This is a genomic window from Actinomadura decatromicini, from assembly GCF_008121305.1.
GTDB classification, from domain to species: Bacteria; Actinomycetota; Actinomycetes; order Streptosporangiales; family Streptosporangiaceae; genus Spirillospora; species Spirillospora syzygii.
On the sequence record NZ_VSRQ01000007.1, the window covers coordinates 199,829 to 216,638 of the forward strand.

18 protein-coding genes are annotated in these 16,810 nt (G+C 76.8%); 6 read left to right on the forward strand and 12 right to left on the reverse strand.

The genetic code is table 11. The features are described 5' to 3' along the window. Positions 1–112 precede the first annotated feature (112 nt). The 3 genes from FXF68_RS30585 to FXF68_RS30595 all read left to right on the forward strand — a co-directional run bounded on the left by FXF68_RS30585 (position 113) and on the right by FXF68_RS30595 (position 2,353). Positions 113–637, forward strand: coding sequence for a pyridoxamine 5'-phosphate oxidase family protein (locus FXF68_RS30585; RefSeq protein WP_148765307.1), 525 nt, complete (start codon positions 113–115; stop codon positions 635–637). Positions 638–779: 142 nt separating this feature from the next. Beyond that, positions 780–1,550: a hypothetical protein gene (locus FXF68_RS30590; protein ID WP_148765309.1), complete on the forward strand. Its 771-nt coding sequence runs from the start codon at positions 780–782 to the stop codon at positions 1,548–1,550. An 11-nt stretch (positions 1,551–1,561) separates the two neighbouring features. Then, entirely contained in the window at positions 1,562–2,353 is a 792-nt protein-coding gene (locus FXF68_RS30595; RefSeq protein ID WP_148765311.1) for an SDR family NAD(P)-dependent oxidoreductase, read from the forward strand. Positions 2,354–2,375: 22 nt separating this feature from the next. Here the strand turns inward: FXF68_RS30595 and FXF68_RS30600 are convergent, their stop codons facing one another. From FXF68_RS30600 to FXF68_RS30630, 7 genes are all read right to left on the reverse strand, one after another. Beyond that, complete coding sequence (locus FXF68_RS30600) at positions 2,376–2,885, reverse strand: TIGR00725 family protein (protein ID WP_148765313.1); 510 nt, start codon at positions 2,883–2,885, stop codon at positions 2,376–2,378. Between the two features lie 7 nt (positions 2,886–2,892). Next, on the reverse strand, positions 2,893–3,192 hold the full coding sequence (locus FXF68_RS30605) for a 4a-hydroxytetrahydrobiopterin dehydratase (RefSeq protein WP_148765315.1): 300 nt from the start codon (positions 3,190–3,192) through the stop codon (positions 2,893–2,895). A gap of 69 nt (positions 3,193–3,261) precedes the next feature. Next, positions 3,262–5,388, reverse strand: a complete 2,127-nt coding sequence (locus tag FXF68_RS30610; protein ID WP_148765317.1) for an ArnT family glycosyltransferase — start codon at positions 5,386–5,388, stop codon at positions 3,262–3,264. Then, positions 5,385–6,722, reverse strand: a complete 1,338-nt coding sequence (locus tag FXF68_RS30615) for a glycosyltransferase (protein WP_148765319.1) — start codon at positions 6,720–6,722, stop codon at positions 5,385–5,387. The genes FXF68_RS30610 and FXF68_RS30615 overlap by 4 nt, the downstream gene beginning before the upstream one ends. Positions 6,723–6,834: 112 nt before the next feature. Next, complete coding sequence (locus FXF68_RS30620) at positions 6,835–8,304, reverse strand: sensor histidine kinase (RefSeq protein ID WP_246179039.1); 1,470 nt, start codon at positions 8,302–8,304, stop codon at positions 6,835–6,837. Further along, on the reverse strand, positions 8,301–9,053 hold the full coding sequence (locus tag FXF68_RS30625; RefSeq protein ID WP_148765321.1) for a response regulator transcription factor: 753 nt from the start codon (positions 9,051–9,053) through the stop codon (positions 8,301–8,303). The genes FXF68_RS30620 and FXF68_RS30625 overlap by 4 nt, the downstream gene beginning before the upstream one ends. 85 nt (positions 9,054–9,138) lie before the next feature. After that, on the reverse strand, positions 9,139–10,341 hold the full coding sequence (locus FXF68_RS30630; RefSeq protein ID WP_246179040.1) for a hypothetical protein: 1,203 nt from the start codon (positions 10,339–10,341) through the stop codon (positions 9,139–9,141). A gap of 265 nt (positions 10,342–10,606) precedes the next feature. Between FXF68_RS30630 and rsgA the strand changes: the two genes are divergently transcribed. After that, a complete protein-coding gene (rsgA, locus tag FXF68_RS30635) occupies positions 10,607–11,722 on the forward strand; it encodes a ribosome small subunit-dependent GTPase A (protein ID WP_246179041.1) in 1,116 nt (371 codons plus the stop codon). A 49-nt stretch (positions 11,723–11,771) separates the two neighbouring features. On the opposite strand, the gene FXF68_RS30640 is transcribed toward rsgA, so the two are convergent. Then, complete coding sequence (locus tag FXF68_RS30640) at positions 11,772–12,614, reverse strand: ABC transporter permease (RefSeq protein WP_148765327.1); 843 nt, start codon at positions 12,612–12,614, stop codon at positions 11,772–11,774. Continuing rightward, entirely contained in the window at positions 12,611–13,609 is a 999-nt protein-coding gene (locus FXF68_RS30645) for an ATP-binding cassette domain-containing protein (protein ID WP_246179042.1), read from the reverse strand. The genes FXF68_RS30640 and FXF68_RS30645 overlap by 4 nt, the downstream gene beginning before the upstream one ends. A gap of 153 nt (positions 13,610–13,762) precedes the next feature. Between FXF68_RS30645 and FXF68_RS30650 the strand changes: the two genes are divergently transcribed. Continuing rightward, on the forward strand, positions 13,763–14,497 hold the full coding sequence (locus tag FXF68_RS30650) for a TetR/AcrR family transcriptional regulator (RefSeq protein ID WP_148765331.1): 735 nt from the start codon (positions 13,763–13,765) through the stop codon (positions 14,495–14,497). A gap of 35 nt (positions 14,498–14,532) precedes the next feature. Here the strand turns inward: FXF68_RS30650 and FXF68_RS30655 are convergent, their stop codons facing one another. Genes FXF68_RS30655 through FXF68_RS30665 form a run of 3 tightly spaced genes read right to left on the reverse strand, consistent with a single transcriptional unit; the run spans position 14,533 to position 16,152 of the window. After that, positions 14,533–14,874: a VOC family protein gene (locus FXF68_RS30655; RefSeq protein WP_148765333.1), complete on the reverse strand. Its 342-nt coding sequence runs from the start codon at positions 14,872–14,874 to the stop codon at positions 14,533–14,535. After that, positions 14,871–15,104 carry a ribbon-helix-helix domain-containing protein gene (locus FXF68_RS30660; protein ID WP_148765335.1) on the reverse strand — a complete coding sequence of 78 codons (234 nt, stop codon included), beginning with the start codon at positions 15,102–15,104 and terminating at the stop codon, positions 14,871–14,873. The genes FXF68_RS30655 and FXF68_RS30660 overlap by 4 nt, the downstream gene beginning before the upstream one ends. A 25-nt stretch (positions 15,105–15,129) precedes the next feature. Next, on the reverse strand, positions 15,130–16,152 hold the full coding sequence (locus FXF68_RS30665; RefSeq protein ID WP_187438175.1) for an NAD(P)/FAD-dependent oxidoreductase: 1,023 nt from the start codon (positions 16,150–16,152) through the stop codon (positions 15,130–15,132). 210 nt (positions 16,153–16,362) lie between these two features. On the opposite strand from FXF68_RS30665, the gene FXF68_RS30670 reads away from it, so the two are divergent. Next, positions 16,363–16,719, forward strand: coding sequence for a VOC family protein (locus FXF68_RS30670; RefSeq protein WP_148765339.1), 357 nt, complete (start codon positions 16,363–16,365; stop codon positions 16,717–16,719). The last annotated feature ends 91 nt before the right edge of the window (positions 16,720–16,810 follow it).

Consider the following 16,810-nt stretch of genomic DNA (forward strand, 5'->3'; position numbering starts at 1 on the left):
CGGGCCTTTTCCGGCGGGCGGGGTACGACGGCGGGGACGCGCGGCGATGAGTTCCCGCCGCCCGTCCGGTCTGCATGTGCACGGTACGACCGAGCGCGAAGGAGGACGAAACATGACCGTCCGTGAACCCGTCGAGGCCCGCAACCTCGACATCTACGGCGGCGGCGAGCTGGTCTGGGACACCGTGCGGGACGCCCTGACCGCGGCGCTGCCGAAGATGGAGACGCCGGTGTTCCTCGGCACCGTCCGCCCGGACGGGCGTCCGCACTCGGCGGGCGTCGGCGCCCTCTGGTACGACGGCGACCTGTACTTCACCAGCGGCCCCGGCACCCGCAAGTCCCGCGACCTGGCGGCCAACCCGGCGTGCACCCTGTCGGTCCGCACGGCGATCGCGGACGTGGTGCTGGAGGGCGAGGCGCGGCGCGTCACCGACCCGGCCGTGCTGGAGCCGGTCGCCGCCGGATACCGGGAGGGCGGCTGGCCCGCGCAGGTCGACGGCGACGCGTTCACCGCCCCGTTCAGCGCGCAGAGCGCGGGCCCGCCGCCCTGGCACCTGTACCGCTTCACCGTGCGGACGGCGGTCGCGGTCGGCATCACCGAGCCGTTCGGCGCGACCCGGTGGACGTTCGCGTCCTGACCGCCGCCGGTCCGGTGCGGCACTGGTCCGGTGCGGCACTGGTCTTGGGCGGCGCCGGTCTTGGGCGGTGTCGACTTTGGTCTACCGGGCATGGCCGTCCGGGCGCTGCGCCGGACCGCGGCCGCCGCCGACACTCGGGGACATGACAGGGGGTTTCTCACCGCGCGGCGCGCCCGCGGGCCGCTGGACGCTCGTCCGCGACGGGCACCGGCTGGAGGTCGAGACCGCGCGGGCCGGCTGGGACCGGACCGTCCGCCTGTTCGTGGACGGCGAACCCGCCGGGGACACCACGACGGACGAGATGAAGGCCGAGCTGCCGTACGGGGAGATGAACGTCGCCGTGGCGTTCGACCTGCTCGGCCTGGTCGACGGGCAGGCGGCGCGCTGCGACCTCGTCGCCGCCGACCATGGAGAAGAAGGCGACTCGGGCGGGGGCCGGGTCGCGTTCGAGCCGGGCGCGGGGACGCGGGCGGCCCGCCGGGAGGCGCTGGCGCGAACGCATCCGTTCCTGTACGCCTCGCGGCACGTGGCGGCGGCGACCGCGAAGGCGCTGTTCCCGCTGCTCGGGCTGGGCGTGCTGGTCCGGGTGCTGCTCCGGGCGGTGCCGTGGCCGGACGTCCCTTGGCCGGACGTGCGGGTCCCCGACGTCGACGCGCCGTCGATCCCCTGGCCGGACGTCCCGTGGCCGGGTCTGCCCGATCTGCCGGACGTGTCGGCGCCGCCGTGGCTGGCGGCGGTCCTGGCGGCGGCGAAGTTCGCGGTGCCGATCCTGATCGCGGTGGTCGTGGCGGCGCGCGAGGCCCGCCGCCGCAGGCGCACACCCGCCCCGCCCGCCGAGGACCCGCCCATCACCGCCCCTGACCTGCCGGTCGCGCCGGAGGCCAGGGCCAAGTGGGACGGGCGCGGATCGTAGACTCCTCGGTCATGAGCGACCGGCCGTCACCCGCCCCGTACCTGTCGGAGCTGTTCTCGCTGGAGGGCAGGGTCGCGGTGGTGACGGGCGGCAGTTCGGGCATCGGCCGGGCGATCGCGGTGGCGCTGGCGCGGGCGGGCGCGTCCGTGGTGGTCGTGGCGCGGCGGGAGGCGGAGCTGGCCGCGACCGTCGGCGAGTTGGAGGGGCACGGCTGCCGGGCGGCGCGGGTCAGCGCCGACCTCGGTTCGCGGGACGGCGTGGCGCGCGCCGCCGACTCCGCGGCGGCGGCGTTCGGGGAGCCGGACATCCTGGTGAACGCGGCCGGGGTGAACCTGCGCCCGCCGATGGACGAGCTCGGCGCGGACGTCTGGGACGCCACGATGGCGGTGAACCTGGACGCGCCGTTCCTGCTCGGCCAGCGGTTCGGGCCCGCGATGGCCCGGCGCGGCTTCGGGCGGCTGATCCACATCGCGTCGCAGCAGGCGTTCCGCGCGTCGGTGACCAGCGGCGCGTACGGGGTGTCGAAGGCGGGGCTGGTCGCGCTGGCCCGGTCGCAGGCCGAGGCGTGGTCGGGCCGCGGCGTGACCGCCAACACGCTGGTGCCGGGGTTCGTGATGACGCCGCTGAACGCGCGGCTGTCCAGCGACCCGGTGATGGTGAAGGCCCTCGCCGAGCGGACGATGACCGGCCGCAACGGCGTCGCGGACGACTTCGCGGGCGCGGCGGTGTTCCTGGCGTCGGCGTCGGCCGGCTACGTCACCGGCCAGTCGATCTTCGTGGACGGCGGCTTCTCCGCCCACTGAACCCCCGCCGACCGAGCACGGGCTAGGGCCAGAGGCCGGTGGCGCGGACGGCGTCGGCCGGGTCGGCGGCGTGGACGATCCCGCCGACCGGGCGGCCCTCCTCGTCGTGCACGCGCCATCCGCCGACCTGCACGACGGGGACGGTGCCGCGGCGCAGGGCCAGGGCCAGCTCCGACAGCGTCCCCCACGACCCGCCGACGACGATCACAGCGTCGGCGGCGTTGACGATGAGGGTGTTGCGGGCCTGGCCGAGGCCGGTCGGCAGCACGACCGACAGGTCGGACGCGGCGGCGGCGCGGTCGGCGGCGGGCAGCACCCCGACGACCGTCCCGCCGGCGGAGCGGGCGCCGGCCGCGGCGGCGGCCATGACCCCGCCGAGCCCGCCGCAGATCACCACGGCGCCGCGGGCGGCGAGGAGCCGCCCGGTCTCGTGGGCGCGGTCCCATTCGCGTTCGGTGCACTCCCCCGGCCCGCACACCGCCACCTGAACCGGCGCCCGGTCCGGCGGCCGGTAGGACCCCCGGTCCGGCACGGCGGGGCTACGCCGCCCCGTGCCGGGCCGCGATCGCGTCGATCTTCGCGGCGAGGTCAAAGTCCTTGCCGGTCAGGCCCCCGGCGCTGTGGGTGGACAGCGCGAACACCACGGTCCGCCAGCGGATGTCGATGTCGGGGTGGTGGTCGGCGTCCTCGGCGGCGCGGGCGACGTCGGTGACCACGTCGATCCCGGCGAGGAACGAGGGCGCCTCGACCCGGCGGCGGATCTGGTCGCCGTCGCGGGTCCAGGCGGGCAGGTCGCGGAGGCGTTCGGCGACGGCGGCGTCGTCGAGCGTGTCGGCCATCGGGCTCACTCCCTGTTCATCGGCGCTGTTGCCCCTCTCCTTCCGAGTACATCACGGGCCCGCCGCCGGTCACCCGGAGGGCGACGTCAAGTCGTACAGGACGGCTCCGCCGACCGTGGTGGCGGTGTAGTGCGCGGCGACCCATTCGCTGATCGCCTGCGCGGCGGCGCTGCCGCCGCCCCGTCCCCCTGGGCCGCCGGGACCTCCGAGGCCGTTTCGGCCGCCGCCGATGAAGTAGTGGACCCGTCCCTGGCGGGCGAGGCGCTGGAACTCGGCGAGGGTGGGCGCGGGGTCGGTGCCGTTGAACCCGCCGACCGCCATCACCGGGCGGCCGGTGGCGAGCTGGTACCCGGCGGCGGTGTTGGCCCCGACGGCCGCCGCGACCCAGGTGTAGGAGTCCGCGTCGGCGGTGAGCGCGGCTTTCACGGCCGTGCTGGGCGTCCCGGCGCCGAGCAGCCCGCCCGGCGCGCCACCGGGCGGGCCGCCGGGGAATCCGGTGCGGGGCCCGGTCGCGCGTCCGCCTCCTGGCGCGCCGCCGGTCGCGGTCTGACCGGGCGCGTTGCCGGTGAGCGGCGGCGGGGCCGCGCCGGGGTTCCAGCCGCCGCGTCCGGGCGCGCCGCCCGGGCGTCCCGGGCCGCGGCGGCCGGGGCCGAAGCCGCGGGACGTCGCGGGCCCGGCGGTGACGATCGCGCCGGTGTGCGGGGTCGCGGTGGTCTGCACGGCGTAGGCGGCGGGCCCGGCGAGGCAGGACAGGACGATCAGGACGGCGACGCCCGCCGCGGCGACCCGCCCGCCCGGCGCCCGCCCGGCCAGCCGTCCCGAGAACCGTCCAGCCAGTCGTCCCGTGAACGGCGCGGCCGCCAGTGCCGCCGCCGCGATGAGTCCGGTGGCCAGGATGAGCGGGGCGAGCCAGGGGTGCCAGTCCGGGGACCGTCCGAGCAGCACGTACGCCCACACCGCGGTGACCGCGACCGCCGCCGCCGTCGCGGCCGCTGCGGCGGGATGGCGGCGGCGCTCCCACAGCAGCGCCCCTCCGGCGCCGATGAGCGCGGCGATCGCGGGGGTGAGCGCGACGGTGTAGTACTCGTGGAAGATCCCGCGCATGGAGCTGAACACGGCGGCGGTGAGCAGCAGCCATCCGCCCCACAGGGCGAGGGCGGCGCGGGCGGGGTCGGTCCGGGGCGCGCGGCGCGTCGTCCACAGCCCGGCGGCGAGGAGGATCAGCGCGGCGGGCAGCAGCCAGGACACCTGGCCGCCGATGACGGGGCCGAACATGCGGCCCCATCCAGCGTCCTGGTCGAGGTTGCCGAGGCCGCCGGTCTCGTTCCCGTTGAGCCGTCCGAGGCCGTTGTAGCCGAGCGCGAGTTCCAGGACGGAGTCGTGCTGGGACCCGCCGATGTAGGGCCGTGAGGAGGCGGGTGTCAGCGCGACGGCGGCGACCCACCATCCGGACGCGGCGAGCAGCACGCCCCCGGCGGCGGTGAGCTGCCACAGCCGCCGCCGGACGCCGGTCGGCGCGGCGGCGAGGTAGACCAGCGCGAACACCGGGACGACCAGGAACGCCTGCAGCATCTTGGCGAGGAATCCCGTCCCGGCGCACGCGGCGGCGAACAGCAGCCAGCGGGTGCTCGCGGTCTCCTGCGCGCGGAGCGTGCCGTAGGCGGCGAGGGTCATCAGCAGGACCAGCAGCGCGTCGGGGTTGTTGAACCGGAACATCAGCGCGGCGACGGGGGTGAGCGCGAGGACCGTCCCGGCGAGCAGCGCCGCCCAGGCGGGGAACCGGCGCCGCACCGCCGCGTGCACGACCCCGACCGTCGCGACGCCCATCAGCGCCTGCGGGACCAGGATGCTCCAGGGGTTCACGCCGAACACGCGGGCGGTGAGGGCCATCGGCCACAGCGCGGCGGGCGGTTTGTCGACGGTGATGGCGTTGGCGGCGTCGAAGGAGCCGAAGAAGAACGCCTTCCAGCTCGCCGCGCCCGCTTGGACGGCGGCGGAGTAGTAGGCGTTCGCCCATCCGGACGCGCCGAGCCCCCGCACGTACAGGACGCCGGTCGCGGCCAGCAGGGCCAGCAGCGCGGGGCGTTCCCAGGCCGCGTGTGCGGCGGGCCCGCGCAGCAGGCGGCGCGGGAGCCCGCGCGGGGTCCGGCGCGGCGGGGGCGGTGTGGTCGGGACGGCTCCGATGGTGGAGGTCATCTGTTGTCTTCCCGCTTTCCTGTGGGGCTCGGGTGCAGGTCGGGCAAGGTCACGGAGCCGGAGCCGGGTTCGGGGTCGGGTCCGGGTTCGGCTCCGGGGAGGCGGCGGGGGTGGAAGATCCAGGCGCGCATCAGCAGGAACCGGACGAGGGTGGCGGCGGCGTTGGCGGTGACGACGGCGGCGATCTCGACGGCGCGGGACGCGCCGGGCGCGGCGGCGTGCGCGAGCGCGAGGCCGCCGGTGCTGAGGGCGAGGCCGAGCAGGAACGCCAGGCCGCCTTCGAGCTGGTGGCGCAGGGCCCGGCGGGTCCCGGTGACGCCGAAGGTGAAGCGGCGGTTGGCGGCGGTGTTGGCGGCGGTCGCCACGGCCAGGGACAGCGCGTTGGCCCACAGCGGTCCGGTGACGAGCCGCAGCAGCACGAACAGGGCGAGCTGCGCCAGCGTGCTGGCCGCGCCGACGACGGCGAAGGCGGGCAGCTGCCGCGCCATCCCGGCGGGCAGCACCGCGGACGGGCCGGGGCGGCGGCGGACGGGGGCGCGGAACGCGCCGGTGAGGATGCGGCGGGCGACGCGGGCCATGCCGAGCAGGTCGTCGCGGGCGGTGCGCAGGACGTCGACGCGGCTGTCGGGGTCGTCGACCCAGTCGACGGGGACCTCGTGGATGCGCAGCCCGCCGCGCTGGGCGAGGAGCAGCAGTTCGGTGTCGAAGAACCACTCCTCGTCCTCGACGGCGGGTAGCAGCGCCTGGACGATCTCGGTGCGGGCGGCCTTGAAGCCGCACTGGGCGTCGGTGAACCGGGCGGCGAGCGCGGCGCGCAGCAGCAGGTTGTAGCAGCGGGACACGACCTCGCGGCGGGGCCCGCGGACGACGGCGGAGCCGCGGGTGAGGCGGGACCCGATGGCGAGGTCGCTGTGCCCGGAGATCAGCGGCGCGACCAGCGGGAGGAACGCGTCGAGGTCGGTGGACAGGTCGACGTCCATGTAGGCGACGACGTCGGCGTCGCTGGCTCCCCACACGTGCCGCAGCGCCCGGCCGCGCCCTTTGCCCTCCAGCCGGACGGCGCGGACGGCGGGCAGCCGCGCCGCGAGCCGTTCGGCGATCGGCCAGGTGGCGTCGGTGCTGGCGTTGTCGGCGACGGTGATCCGGAACCGGTAGGGGAAGGTGCCGTCGAGGTAGGCGTGGAGGCGTTCGACGCTGGCGGCGAGGGCGCGTTCCTCGTTGTGGACGGGGACGACCACCTCGACGAGCCGTCCCTGCCCGCGCGTGCCGCCGGGCCGTGGGACCGGCGCGTCCGCGACGGGATCGGTGACGGGGCCGGTGACGGGGTGACTCATGGGACCGAGGCTGGTCGGCGGGCGTGGGAGCGCCCTGAGCCGGACATGAAGCCCGCATGAGAAACCGCGCCCGGCCGGGAACCGGGTCAGCCGCCGGGGTCAGTGCCCGGGGTCAGTCGCCGGGGGTGGGGCTGCCGGGGAGGCGGACGCGGGCGAGGGTGCCGCCGCCGGGCGCGGGTTCCAGGGCGACGCGTCCGCCGGACTCGGCGACGACGCGCGCGACGATCGACAGTCCGAGCCCGGAGCCGGGCAGGCTCCGCGCGGACGGCGACCGCCAGAACCGGTCGAAGACGTGCGGGAGGTCGGCGGCGGCGATGCCGGGCCCGTGGTCGCGGACGGTGAGCTCCCCGCCGGTGAGGCGGACGTCGACGGTGGCGCCGGGCGGGGAGAACTTGACGGCGTTGTCGAGGAGGTTCACGGCGGCGCGTTCCAGGGACGCGGGGTCGCCGAGCACGTACCAGGGCTCGGTGTCGGCGCGGACGGTGAGGCCGGGTCCGCGGAGCCGGGCGCGGTCGACGGCGCGGGCGACGGCCTCGTGCAGCGCGACGGTCTCGCGGACGGGCCCGGCCTCGTCCGGGCGGGCGAGTTCCAGCAGGTCCCCGACGAGGCTGGACAGCTCCCGCATCTGCGCCTTGACGCTGTCCAGCAGGTCGCGGCGGGCGGGGGCGGGCAGGTCGCGGCCGGCGGCCTCGGCGCGCAGCAGCAGGTCGATGTTGGTGCGCAGGCTGGTGAGGGGCGTGCGCAGCTCGTGCCCGGCGTCGGCGATGAGGCGGCGCTGGCGTTCCCGGGACGCGGTGAGCGCGGCGGTCATGCTGTTGAAGGACCGGCCGAGCCGGGCGATCTCGTCGGTGCCCTCCTCGGGGATGCGCACGGCGAGGTCCTCGGTGCGGGCGATGTGCTCGACGGCGCCGGTCAGCTCGTCCACGGGCCGCAGCGACGCGCGGGCGATCATCAGCCCGGCGCCCGCCGAGGCCAGCACGCCGAGGGCGGTGACGGCGGCCAGGAGCAGGGCGAGGTTGTCCAGGGGGCCTTCGACCTCGTCCAGCGACAGCGCGAACGACGCCGCCGCCCGCTCTCCCTGGTCGGTGCGGAACGGGCGGGTCAGGACGCGGACGCGGTCCTTGGTCCCGTCGGCGGTGACGCCGTCGCCGTCGCGGTAGAGGGGGCCGCGCTCGCCGCGGGCGACCGCCGCGTCGGCGGCGGTGACGGTCAGGGAGCCCGAGCCGGGGACGGCGCAGGTCCGTCCGCGCGCGTCGATGAGCTGCACGATCTCGAACGGTCCGGGCGGGCGGGCGCCGCCCGCGGCGGGGCGTCCGGCGCAGGCGGCGAGCTGCCGGGCGAGGGGGCGCGGCGGGCCCTCCCCCTCGGGGCCGGGGCCGGGCGGTCCGCCGGACACGGCGGCCAGCCGCCGGTCCAGCTCGCGGTAGAGCTGGTTGCGGGTGATCAGCCACCCGGCGGTCGCGCAGGCGGCGACGGCCAGCGCCACGGCCGCCGCGGTCAGCAGCGCCATCCGGGCGCGCAGCGTGAGCCGCCCGGCGACGGGCCCCCGCCCCGCCGGAGCCCGTCCGGGCGGGGTGGTCACGGGGCGGCCGCCGCGCGGAGCACGTATCCGACGCCGCGGACGGTGTGCACGAGCCTCGGCAGCCCGCCCGCCTCGGTCTTGCGCCGCAGGTACATGACGTACACGTCGAGGGAGTTGGAGGCGGGTTCGAAGTCGAAGCCCCAGACGGCCTCCAGGATCTGCTCGCGGGTGAGGACCTGGCGGGGGTGGGCGAGGAACATCTCCAGCAGCATGTACTCGGTGCGGGTGAGGTCGACGGGGCGCCCGGCGCGGGCGACCTCGCGGGTGCGGGTGTCCATGGACAGGTCCCCGAACGCCATCACGTGCCCCTCGCCTTCGCCGGCGGCGGGGCCGGCGGTCATGGCGGCGCGGCGCAGCAGGGCGCGGACGCGGGCGAGGAGCTCGTCCAGCTCGAAGGGTTTGGCGAGGTAGTCGTCGGCGCCGGCGTCCAGGCCGGTGACGCGGTCGCCGACCATGTCGCGGGCGGTGAGCATCAGGACGGGCATGGTGGCGCCGAGGGCGCGCAGGCGGCGGCAGGCGGTGAGGCCGTCCATGCGGGGCATGAGGACGTCCAGGACGACGAGGTCGGGCCGGTCCCGCTCGACGCGGTCGAGGGCGTCGGCGCCGTCGGCGGCGGCGTCGACCCGGTAGCCCTCGAACTCCAGGCTGCGGGCGAGGGACTCGCGGACGGCGGGCTCGTCGTCCACGATCAGTATCCGCGCGGGCCCGCGCCCACCGGCGCGTCCGGCCTGGTCGCTGCGCTGGTCCATGACCTCACGGTAGGCAGCGCGGGCGGGATCCCGGCCTACCGGAGGGCGTTTCTCATCGTTCTTTCAGGATCTTCTGAGCGGGGGTTCAGGGCGCGGAGTCGGTGGTGTCGGCCCACACGTCCCCCCGCGCGGCCTCCTCGGCCCCTTCTCCGCCGCCGCCTTCGGGGTTTCCCTCGATGGCGGCGGTCACGGTCTCCTCGACGACGGCGGTGACGACGACGCGCGGGGGCTCGGGACGGGTCGCGCCCGCCCAGGTGGTCTTGACGACGTCGACCACGACGTCGCGGGACACGTCCACGATGATCCCGCGCAGGGTGTCGCGCAGCGCGAGTTTCAGCGCGTCGCGGATCAGCTCCCGCAGGACGGCCTCGATCGCGGCGGTGGTCGCGCGCAGGGCCAGGTCGCGGGCGGTGCGGGCGGCGGCGCTGCCCGCGACGGCGGTGAGCAGCCCGCCTGCGGCGCGGGCGGCGTCGGACCCGGCGGCGCGGGTGGCGAGGGCGGTGAGCGGGGCCAGGTCGGCGGCGACGCCGGTGTCGCGGGCGGCGTCCCGGACGGTGTCGCGGACCGCTCCGGCGAGGTCGCGGGCGGCCTGCTCGGCGGTCTCGCGGACGACGCGGGCGACGACGTCGCGGGCGACGAGCATCGCGGCGTCCACGGCGGCGTCGGCGACGGTGTCGACGGCGGCGTCCACGACGGCCCTGGTCGCCGCGCGCACGACGGGCCGGGACGCGGTGGCGGCTGCGGTGCGCCCGGCGCGGTCGCCGAGGTCGCGGGCGGCGGCGGCGAGGTCGCGGGCCAGCGGGCTGGTCTCGGCGAGGCGGCGGGCGGCCTGCTCAGCGAGGGTCATGGCGGTGGTGGCGGCCTCGAACGCGCTCGCGGTCGCGGGGTTGGCCGCGGCGGCGGCGCGGGCCTCGGCGACGGCCCGCTCGGCGGCGCCGGACGCCGCCGCGACGGCGGCGTCGCGGGCGGCCCGCTCGACGGCCCGCATCGCAGGGGTCTCGGCCACCTGGTCGAGGATGCGGGTGGCGGCGACCGCGGCGGCGCGGCGGGCGGCGCCCGCGACGGGCTCGCCGGCCGAGGCCGCGGCGCGCGCGGCGGCCGGGGCGAGCCCGGTCCACAGCTCCTCCAGCCGGTCGGCGGCGGCCCGGTCGGCGCGCCGCGCCCGCTCGGCGAGCCCCGTCCCGGCGGGCCCGCTCTCAGACCCACTGCGGGACACGCTGCCGGGTTCGGGCGCGCCGGGACGGCCGGTGTCGCGCTGCTGTTCGTCGTCCACGGTCACGCCTCTCATCGCGATCCGCCCCTCAAATGACGATAACTGCCGAACTGCTCCGCCGGTTCCTGCGGGCCCGTCCCGTCCGGGAAATGGGGGTGCCGGTCGGGGGCGCGGCGGGGTAGAGTCGCGCTCGGACCCGAGAGGAGGTGTGGACGCATGGCCGTCGTTGCGCTGGCCGCTGCCCGCGGCATCCAGGTCGTCCTCATCTCCCGGGCCGCCGGCTGACCCGCGCCCCTTCGTCGCGCGCTCGCCGGGGCCCCTTCACGCAAGGGTTCTCGAAGTGTCCTCTTTCACTTCTGCTTCTTCGTCTTCTTCTTCTGATTCCGAGTCTCCGGGCCCGTCCGGTCTGGCCGCCTACGGCTGGGACGGCGCCCTGGAGGACGCGTTCTCTCCTCACCGCGCGGCGGGCCTGGTCCCGGCGCGGGTCGCCGCGGTCGACCGCGGCCTGTGCGACGCGGTCACCGCGTCCGGTCCGCTGCGCGCCGCCACCCACGCGGTGTCCGGGCCGGAGGGCGGGCCGTGCACGGGCGACTGGGCGGGGCTGCGGCTGGACGGCCCGGACGGCCGCGCGGCGGTGGCGGTGCTGCTGCCGCGGCGGACGGCGATCGTCCGGTCGTCGGCGTCGCGGGACTCGCGGGGCCAGGTGCTGGCCGCCAACGTCGACACGGTCGCGGTGGCGGTGCCGCTGACCGCGCGGGCGGCGCCCGGCCGGATCGAGCGGCTGGTCGCGCTGGCGTTCGAGAGCGGCGCGCGGCCGGTGGTCGTCCTCACCAAGGCCGACCAGGTGCCGGGCACCGCCGAGGCCGAGGCGGACGCGGCCGCCGCCGCCCCCGGGGTGGACGTGGTGGCGTGCAGCGCCGCGACGGGCGAGGGCGTGGACGCCGTCCGGGCCGTGCTGGCGGGGACGGTGGCGCTGGTCGGGCCGTCCGGGGCGGGCAAGTCCACGCTCGGGAACGCGCTGCTCGGCGCCGACCTGCTCGCGACCGGCGAGGTCCGCGAGTCCGACGGCAAGGGACGCCACACCACGGTCCGGCGGGAGCTGCTGCCGCTGCCGGGCGGCGGCGTCCTGATCGACACGCCGGGGCTGCGCGGCGTCGGCCTGGTCGAGGCGTCCGACGGGCTGGAGCGCGCGTTCGCCGACGTGGAGGAGCTGGCCGCCGGGTGCCGGTTCCGCGACTGCGCGCACCAGGCCGAGCCGGGCTGCGCGGTCCTCGGCGCCGTCGCGGACGGGACGCTGCCGGGCCGCCGCCTCGACAGCTACCGCAGGCTGCTGCGCGAGAACGAGTGGGCGGCGGCGCGCACCGACGCGCGGCTGCGCGCCGAGCAGCGCGACCGGGTGAAGGCCATCTCCCGGTTCCAGCGGCAGCTGTACCGGGAGCGGGGCCGCGACCGCTGACCGTCCCTCACCCGGACGCGGGGCCGCGCGGCCCCGCGTCCGGGTGGGGTCAGCGGCCGCGCTTGCGGTAGGTCCGGGCCGAGAGGGGCGCGAACACCGCGAGCAGGAGCAGCGACCAGCCGAGGCTGGCGGTGACGGGGTGGGCGATGGGCCAGGCGGCGTCCGCGGCCGGGGCGGCGGGGTTACCGAACAGCTCGCGGCAGGCGGCGGTGAGGGCGCTGACGGGGTTCCAGTCGGCGATGACCTGCAGCGCCTTCGGCATCCCGCCGGTCGGGACGAACGAGTTGGACAGCATCGTGACGGGGAACACGAGGGGGATGAGGTTGTCGGCGGTGTGCTCGTTCCTCACCACCAGGCCGAGGTAGCACCCGGCCCAGCTCAGCCCGTACCGCATGAGCCCGAGCAGCAGGAACGCCTCGGTGGTCGGCCACAGGCCGCGGTGCGCGCGCCACCCGACGATCAGCCCGGCGGCGGCCATGATCGCCAGGCCGAGGGCGCCGTGCAGGAAGTCGGCGCCGGTGTGCCCGAACGGGACGGCGGAGCGGGCGGTCGGCATGGAGCGGAACCGGTCCATGACGCCGCGGGAGGCGTCGGTGGCGACGCGCAGCGTCACGGCCATGGTGGAGGTGAAGGTGACCATGGCGAACAGGCCGGGCATCAGGTACTCGCGGTAGTTCCCGCCGCCGGGGACGGCGATGGCGCTGCCGAACACGTACCCGAACAGCACCACCATGATCGCGGGGAAGATCAGCGCGGCGATCAGCTCGCCGGGCTCCTGCCGGATGCGCGACAGCTCCCGCCCGATGAGGGCGACCCCGTCCGACAGGGCCCAGCGGAGCCGGACGGCGCGGGACCCGGGCGCGTGCGCGGCGGGTGCGGCGGCGGTGGTCATCGGACGGTCTCCTTCGCGCGGCCCGCCGCCGCCCCCTCGGCGCCGGTGTCGCCCGGGGTGTCGGCGGGGGCGCCGGTGAGGCGCAGGAACACCTCGTCGAGGGTGGGGCGGCGCAGCGCGACGTCGGCGACGGCGACGCCGGCGCGGTCGAGCTCGCGGACGACGTCGGCGAGCCGGACGCTCCCGGCGGGCAGCGGGACCGACAGGCGGCCGCCCTCAAGGCTCGGGTAGGCGCCCGCGAGGCGGTGCAGGACGTCGGCGGCGCCGCCGGCCGCGCCGGGGTCGTCCAGGACGACGTCGAGCCGGTCGCCGATCGAGGACTTCAGCTCGTCGGGCGTGCCGGTGGCGATGACGCGGCCGTGGTCGACGACGGCGATGTCGTCGGCGAGCCGGTCGGCCTCGTCCAGGTACTGGGTGGTGAGCACGACGGTGGTGCCGCCGGCGACCAGGTCGCGGACGGCGTCCCAGATCTCGCCGCGGCTGCGCGGGTCCAGGCCGGTGGTGGGCTCGTCCAGGAACAGCACCTGGGGCCGCAGGATGAGGCTGGCGACCAGGTCGAGGCGGCGGCGCATCCCGCCGGAGTAGCCGGCGACCTGCCGGTCGGCGGCGTCGGCGAGGCCGAACCGCTCCAGCAGCTCGTCGGCGCGGGCGCGGGCCTCGCGGCGCGACAGGTGGTAGAGGCGGCCGAACAGGCGCAGGTTGCCGCGCCCGGTGAGCTTCTCGTCGACGGCGGCGTGCTGCCCGGCCAGCCCGATCCGGGCGCGGACCTGGTCGGGCCGCCGCGCCACGTCGAACCCGGCGATCCGGGCGGCGCCGGAGTCGGCGTCGGCGAGGGTCGCGAGGATCCGCACGGCGGTGGTCTTGCCGGCGCCGTTGGGGCCGAGGACCCCGCAGACCGTCCCGGCGGGGACGGCCAGGTCGAGGCCGTCCAGGGCCCGGGTGTCGCCGTAGCGCTTGCGCAGCGCCTCGGCGACGACGATCGGTTCGTCCGCCACGATCCCTCCTCTGAGTACGATGTACGCAACTGGTGGGTGCCAGCGTAGACAACTGGGTACGTCGTACGCAACTAGGATGCTCTGCGAGGACGGCGACGCGCCCCCGAACATGTGGTGAGCACCTGGTGAGGGCGCGGTGAGAGGGGTGGAACGGTGGCGGACGGCGGGGCGCACGTCAGCATCTGGTCGGTGCCGGAGCGGCAGGGCCGCGGGCCCCGGCCCGCCTACAGCCGCGCGCGGATCACCGAGGCCGCGATCGGGATCGCCGACGCCGAGGGGCTGGAGGCGGCGTCGATGCGCCGGATCGCCGCCGAGCTCGGCACGGGGGCGATGTCGCTGTACCGGTACGTGCCGTCCCGCGACGACCTGCTGGACCTGATGGAGGACCACGTCCTGCTGGAGGCGCAGATCCCGGACCGCCCGAGCGGCGACTGGCGCGCCGACCTGTCCCTGGTCGCCGAGGGGACCCGCGCGGTGTACCGGCGGCACGGGTGGCTGGCCGACCTGCGGCGGCCGCGCACCGCCATGGGGCCGAACCGGCTGCGGCTGGTGGAGTTCGCGTTCGGGGCGCTGGACGTCGGCATCCCGATCGACGACGTGTTCGTCCTGATCGAGATGCTGACCGGCTACGTCGAGCGGGTGGTGCGGTCGGAGCTGGCGTGGCGGCGGGAGGTGGAGCAGAGCGGGCTCACGCCGGAGCAGTGGATGATGCGGTCGGCCCCCTACGTCCGGGAGCTGCTGGACAGCGGCGCGTACCCGATGTTCAGGCGCATCGTGATCGACGCGCGGATGCCGCACATGAGCGCCGACGAGCAGTTCCGCTACGGCCTGGAGCGGGTCCTGGACTGCATCGCCGCCGTCCTGCCCCCCGGCCCGGCGGCCCCCTGACCCGGCCCGGCGGGACCGGCCAGGGGGCGGCGCGGCTACTTCTTGGCGGGCGCCTGGAGGCTCCAGACGCGGCCGTCGGGGTCGCGGACGGTCATCTCGCGGGTGCCGTAGTGGGTGTCCTCGAACGGCGCGACGACCTCGACGCCGGGCCCGGGGCGGAACGCGTCGGCGTCGGCCACCTTGAGCGCGACGCGCAGGTCGGGCTCGCCGTCCTCGGGGACCTCGACGAGGAACACGTAGGGCCCGCCGCCGTTGCGGAACAGGCCCGACCCGTGGTCGGTCTCGAACTCCAACTCGAACCCCAGGCCCTGCAGGAACCCGGCCGTCCTGCCCCAGTTGCGGGTCTCCAGGAACAGTGCCTCGATGCCCTCGGTCATGTCCGCTCCCCCTTCTCCGGCGTCTCGCTCGCCTGCTCGTCCGTCTGCTCGGTCATCTGGCCGGTCTTCTGGCCGGTCGTTCCGGCGCGGGTGCCGTCGAGGTAGGCGCGCAGCGCTTCGGCGACCAGCGCCGACAGGGACGTCTCCGCCTCGATGGCCTGGTGCTTCACCCGCTTGATCAGCCCGACCGGCAGGTACACGTTGAACTGCTTGACATCCTCGTCACCCACCCCCGCATGCTAGCAACTTAGGAAGCTAATCGCATGCGGCGGGGACGGGGTCGCGGCGGTTCCGGGCGCGGTGGGCGTCGACGGCGAGGCGGGTCTCCTCGGCGACGAGGTCGGCGTTGATCTGCGCGGCGGCGGTGGCGCCCGCGGCGGCGGCGGTTCCGACCTGGGCGGACGGGTCGGTGACGTTGCCCGCCGCCCACACCCCGGGCACGGCGGTGCGCCCGGCGGCGTCGGCGGGGATGTGCGTCCCCATGCCGGACGGGTGGTCGGCGGGCCGCAGCCCGAGCCCGTCGAGGAAGGCCGCGCGGACGGTCATGCGCGGCGCGACGGCGACCGCGTCGCGGCGGACGAGCGTCCCGTCGGCCAGCCGCAGCCCGGCCAGGCGCCCGTCCGGTCCGCGGGTCTCCAGGGCGGTGACCTCGCCGTGGACGACGCGGACGCCGCGGGCGGCGAGCCGCTCGGCCTGCTCGGCGGACGGCTCCGGCCCGGTGTGTGCGAGGTAGGCGACGTCGCCGCTCCACTGGCGCAGCAGGAGCGCCTGGTGCACCGACATCGGCCCGGTCGCCAGGACGCCGATGGCGCGGTCGCGGACCTCCCAGCCGTGGCAGTAGGGGCAGTGCAGGACGTCGCGTCCCCACCATTCGCGCAGGCCGGGGACGTCGGGGAGCTCGTCGGTGAGGCCGGTGGCGACCAGCAGCCGCCGCGCCCGGACCGGCGCGCCGCCCGCGAGGGCGACGGTGAACCCGCCGCCCTCGCGGGCCTCGTCGCGGGCCTCGTCGCGGGCCTCGACGCGGGTGACGGCGCCGGCGGCGACGTGCCCGCCGTAGTGGCGGACCTCGGCGCGGGCGCGGTCGAGGAGCTCGGCGGGGGGCGTGCCGTCCCGGGCGAGCAGGCCGTGGACGGCCTCCGCCGGGGCGTTGCGGGGCTCGCCCGCGTCGATCACCGCGACGCGGCGCCGCGCGCGGGCGAGCATCAGCGCGCCGCTCAGCCCGGCGGCGCCGCCGCCGACGATCACCACGTCGTATCCGTCGTCCAGTCGATCGGTCATCGTGACCACCTCCACCGGCGACCCTGCGCGACCGGACCGCGATCCGGCAAACCTCGTTGCCGTTTCCGCAAGGACCGTCCGTTGCGGGCGCTGTCCGCGAGGGCGGCGGATCGGTCAGGAATCGAGAAGCGCGGCCCGGCGGGGCGCGGCTAGCGTGAGCTGCGTGGACATCGCAGGTCCACAGCAGAGCACGCGACCTTAGGAGTGATCATGGCGGGTTCTTCCACGCAGGGGATCAAGACGGTGCTGCACCCGGTGTCGGACCTGGCGGCGGCGACCGCGGTGTACACGGCGCTGCTGGGCGTCGGGCCGAGCGCCGAGTCGTCGTACTACGTCGGGTTCGACGCGGAGGGGCAGCACATCGGGCTGGTGCCGGACGGCGGCCCGGGGAAGGCGGCGGGGCCGGTGGCGTACTGGCACGTCGCCGACATCGCGGCGAAGCTGGCGGAGGTGACGGCGGCGGGCGCGGCGGTGCGCGAGGAGCCCCGCGACGTCGGCGGCGGGCGGCTCGTCGCGACGTTCACCGACCCCGACGGCAACGTCCTCGGACTGGTCCAGGACCAGTGAGCGCCCCGCGCCCCGTCCCGCCCGCGCGCGGGGCGGGGCGGGGTGTCCGGACGGGCTGGTCGGGGCGCCCGCCGGGCGGACGTACTGTGTG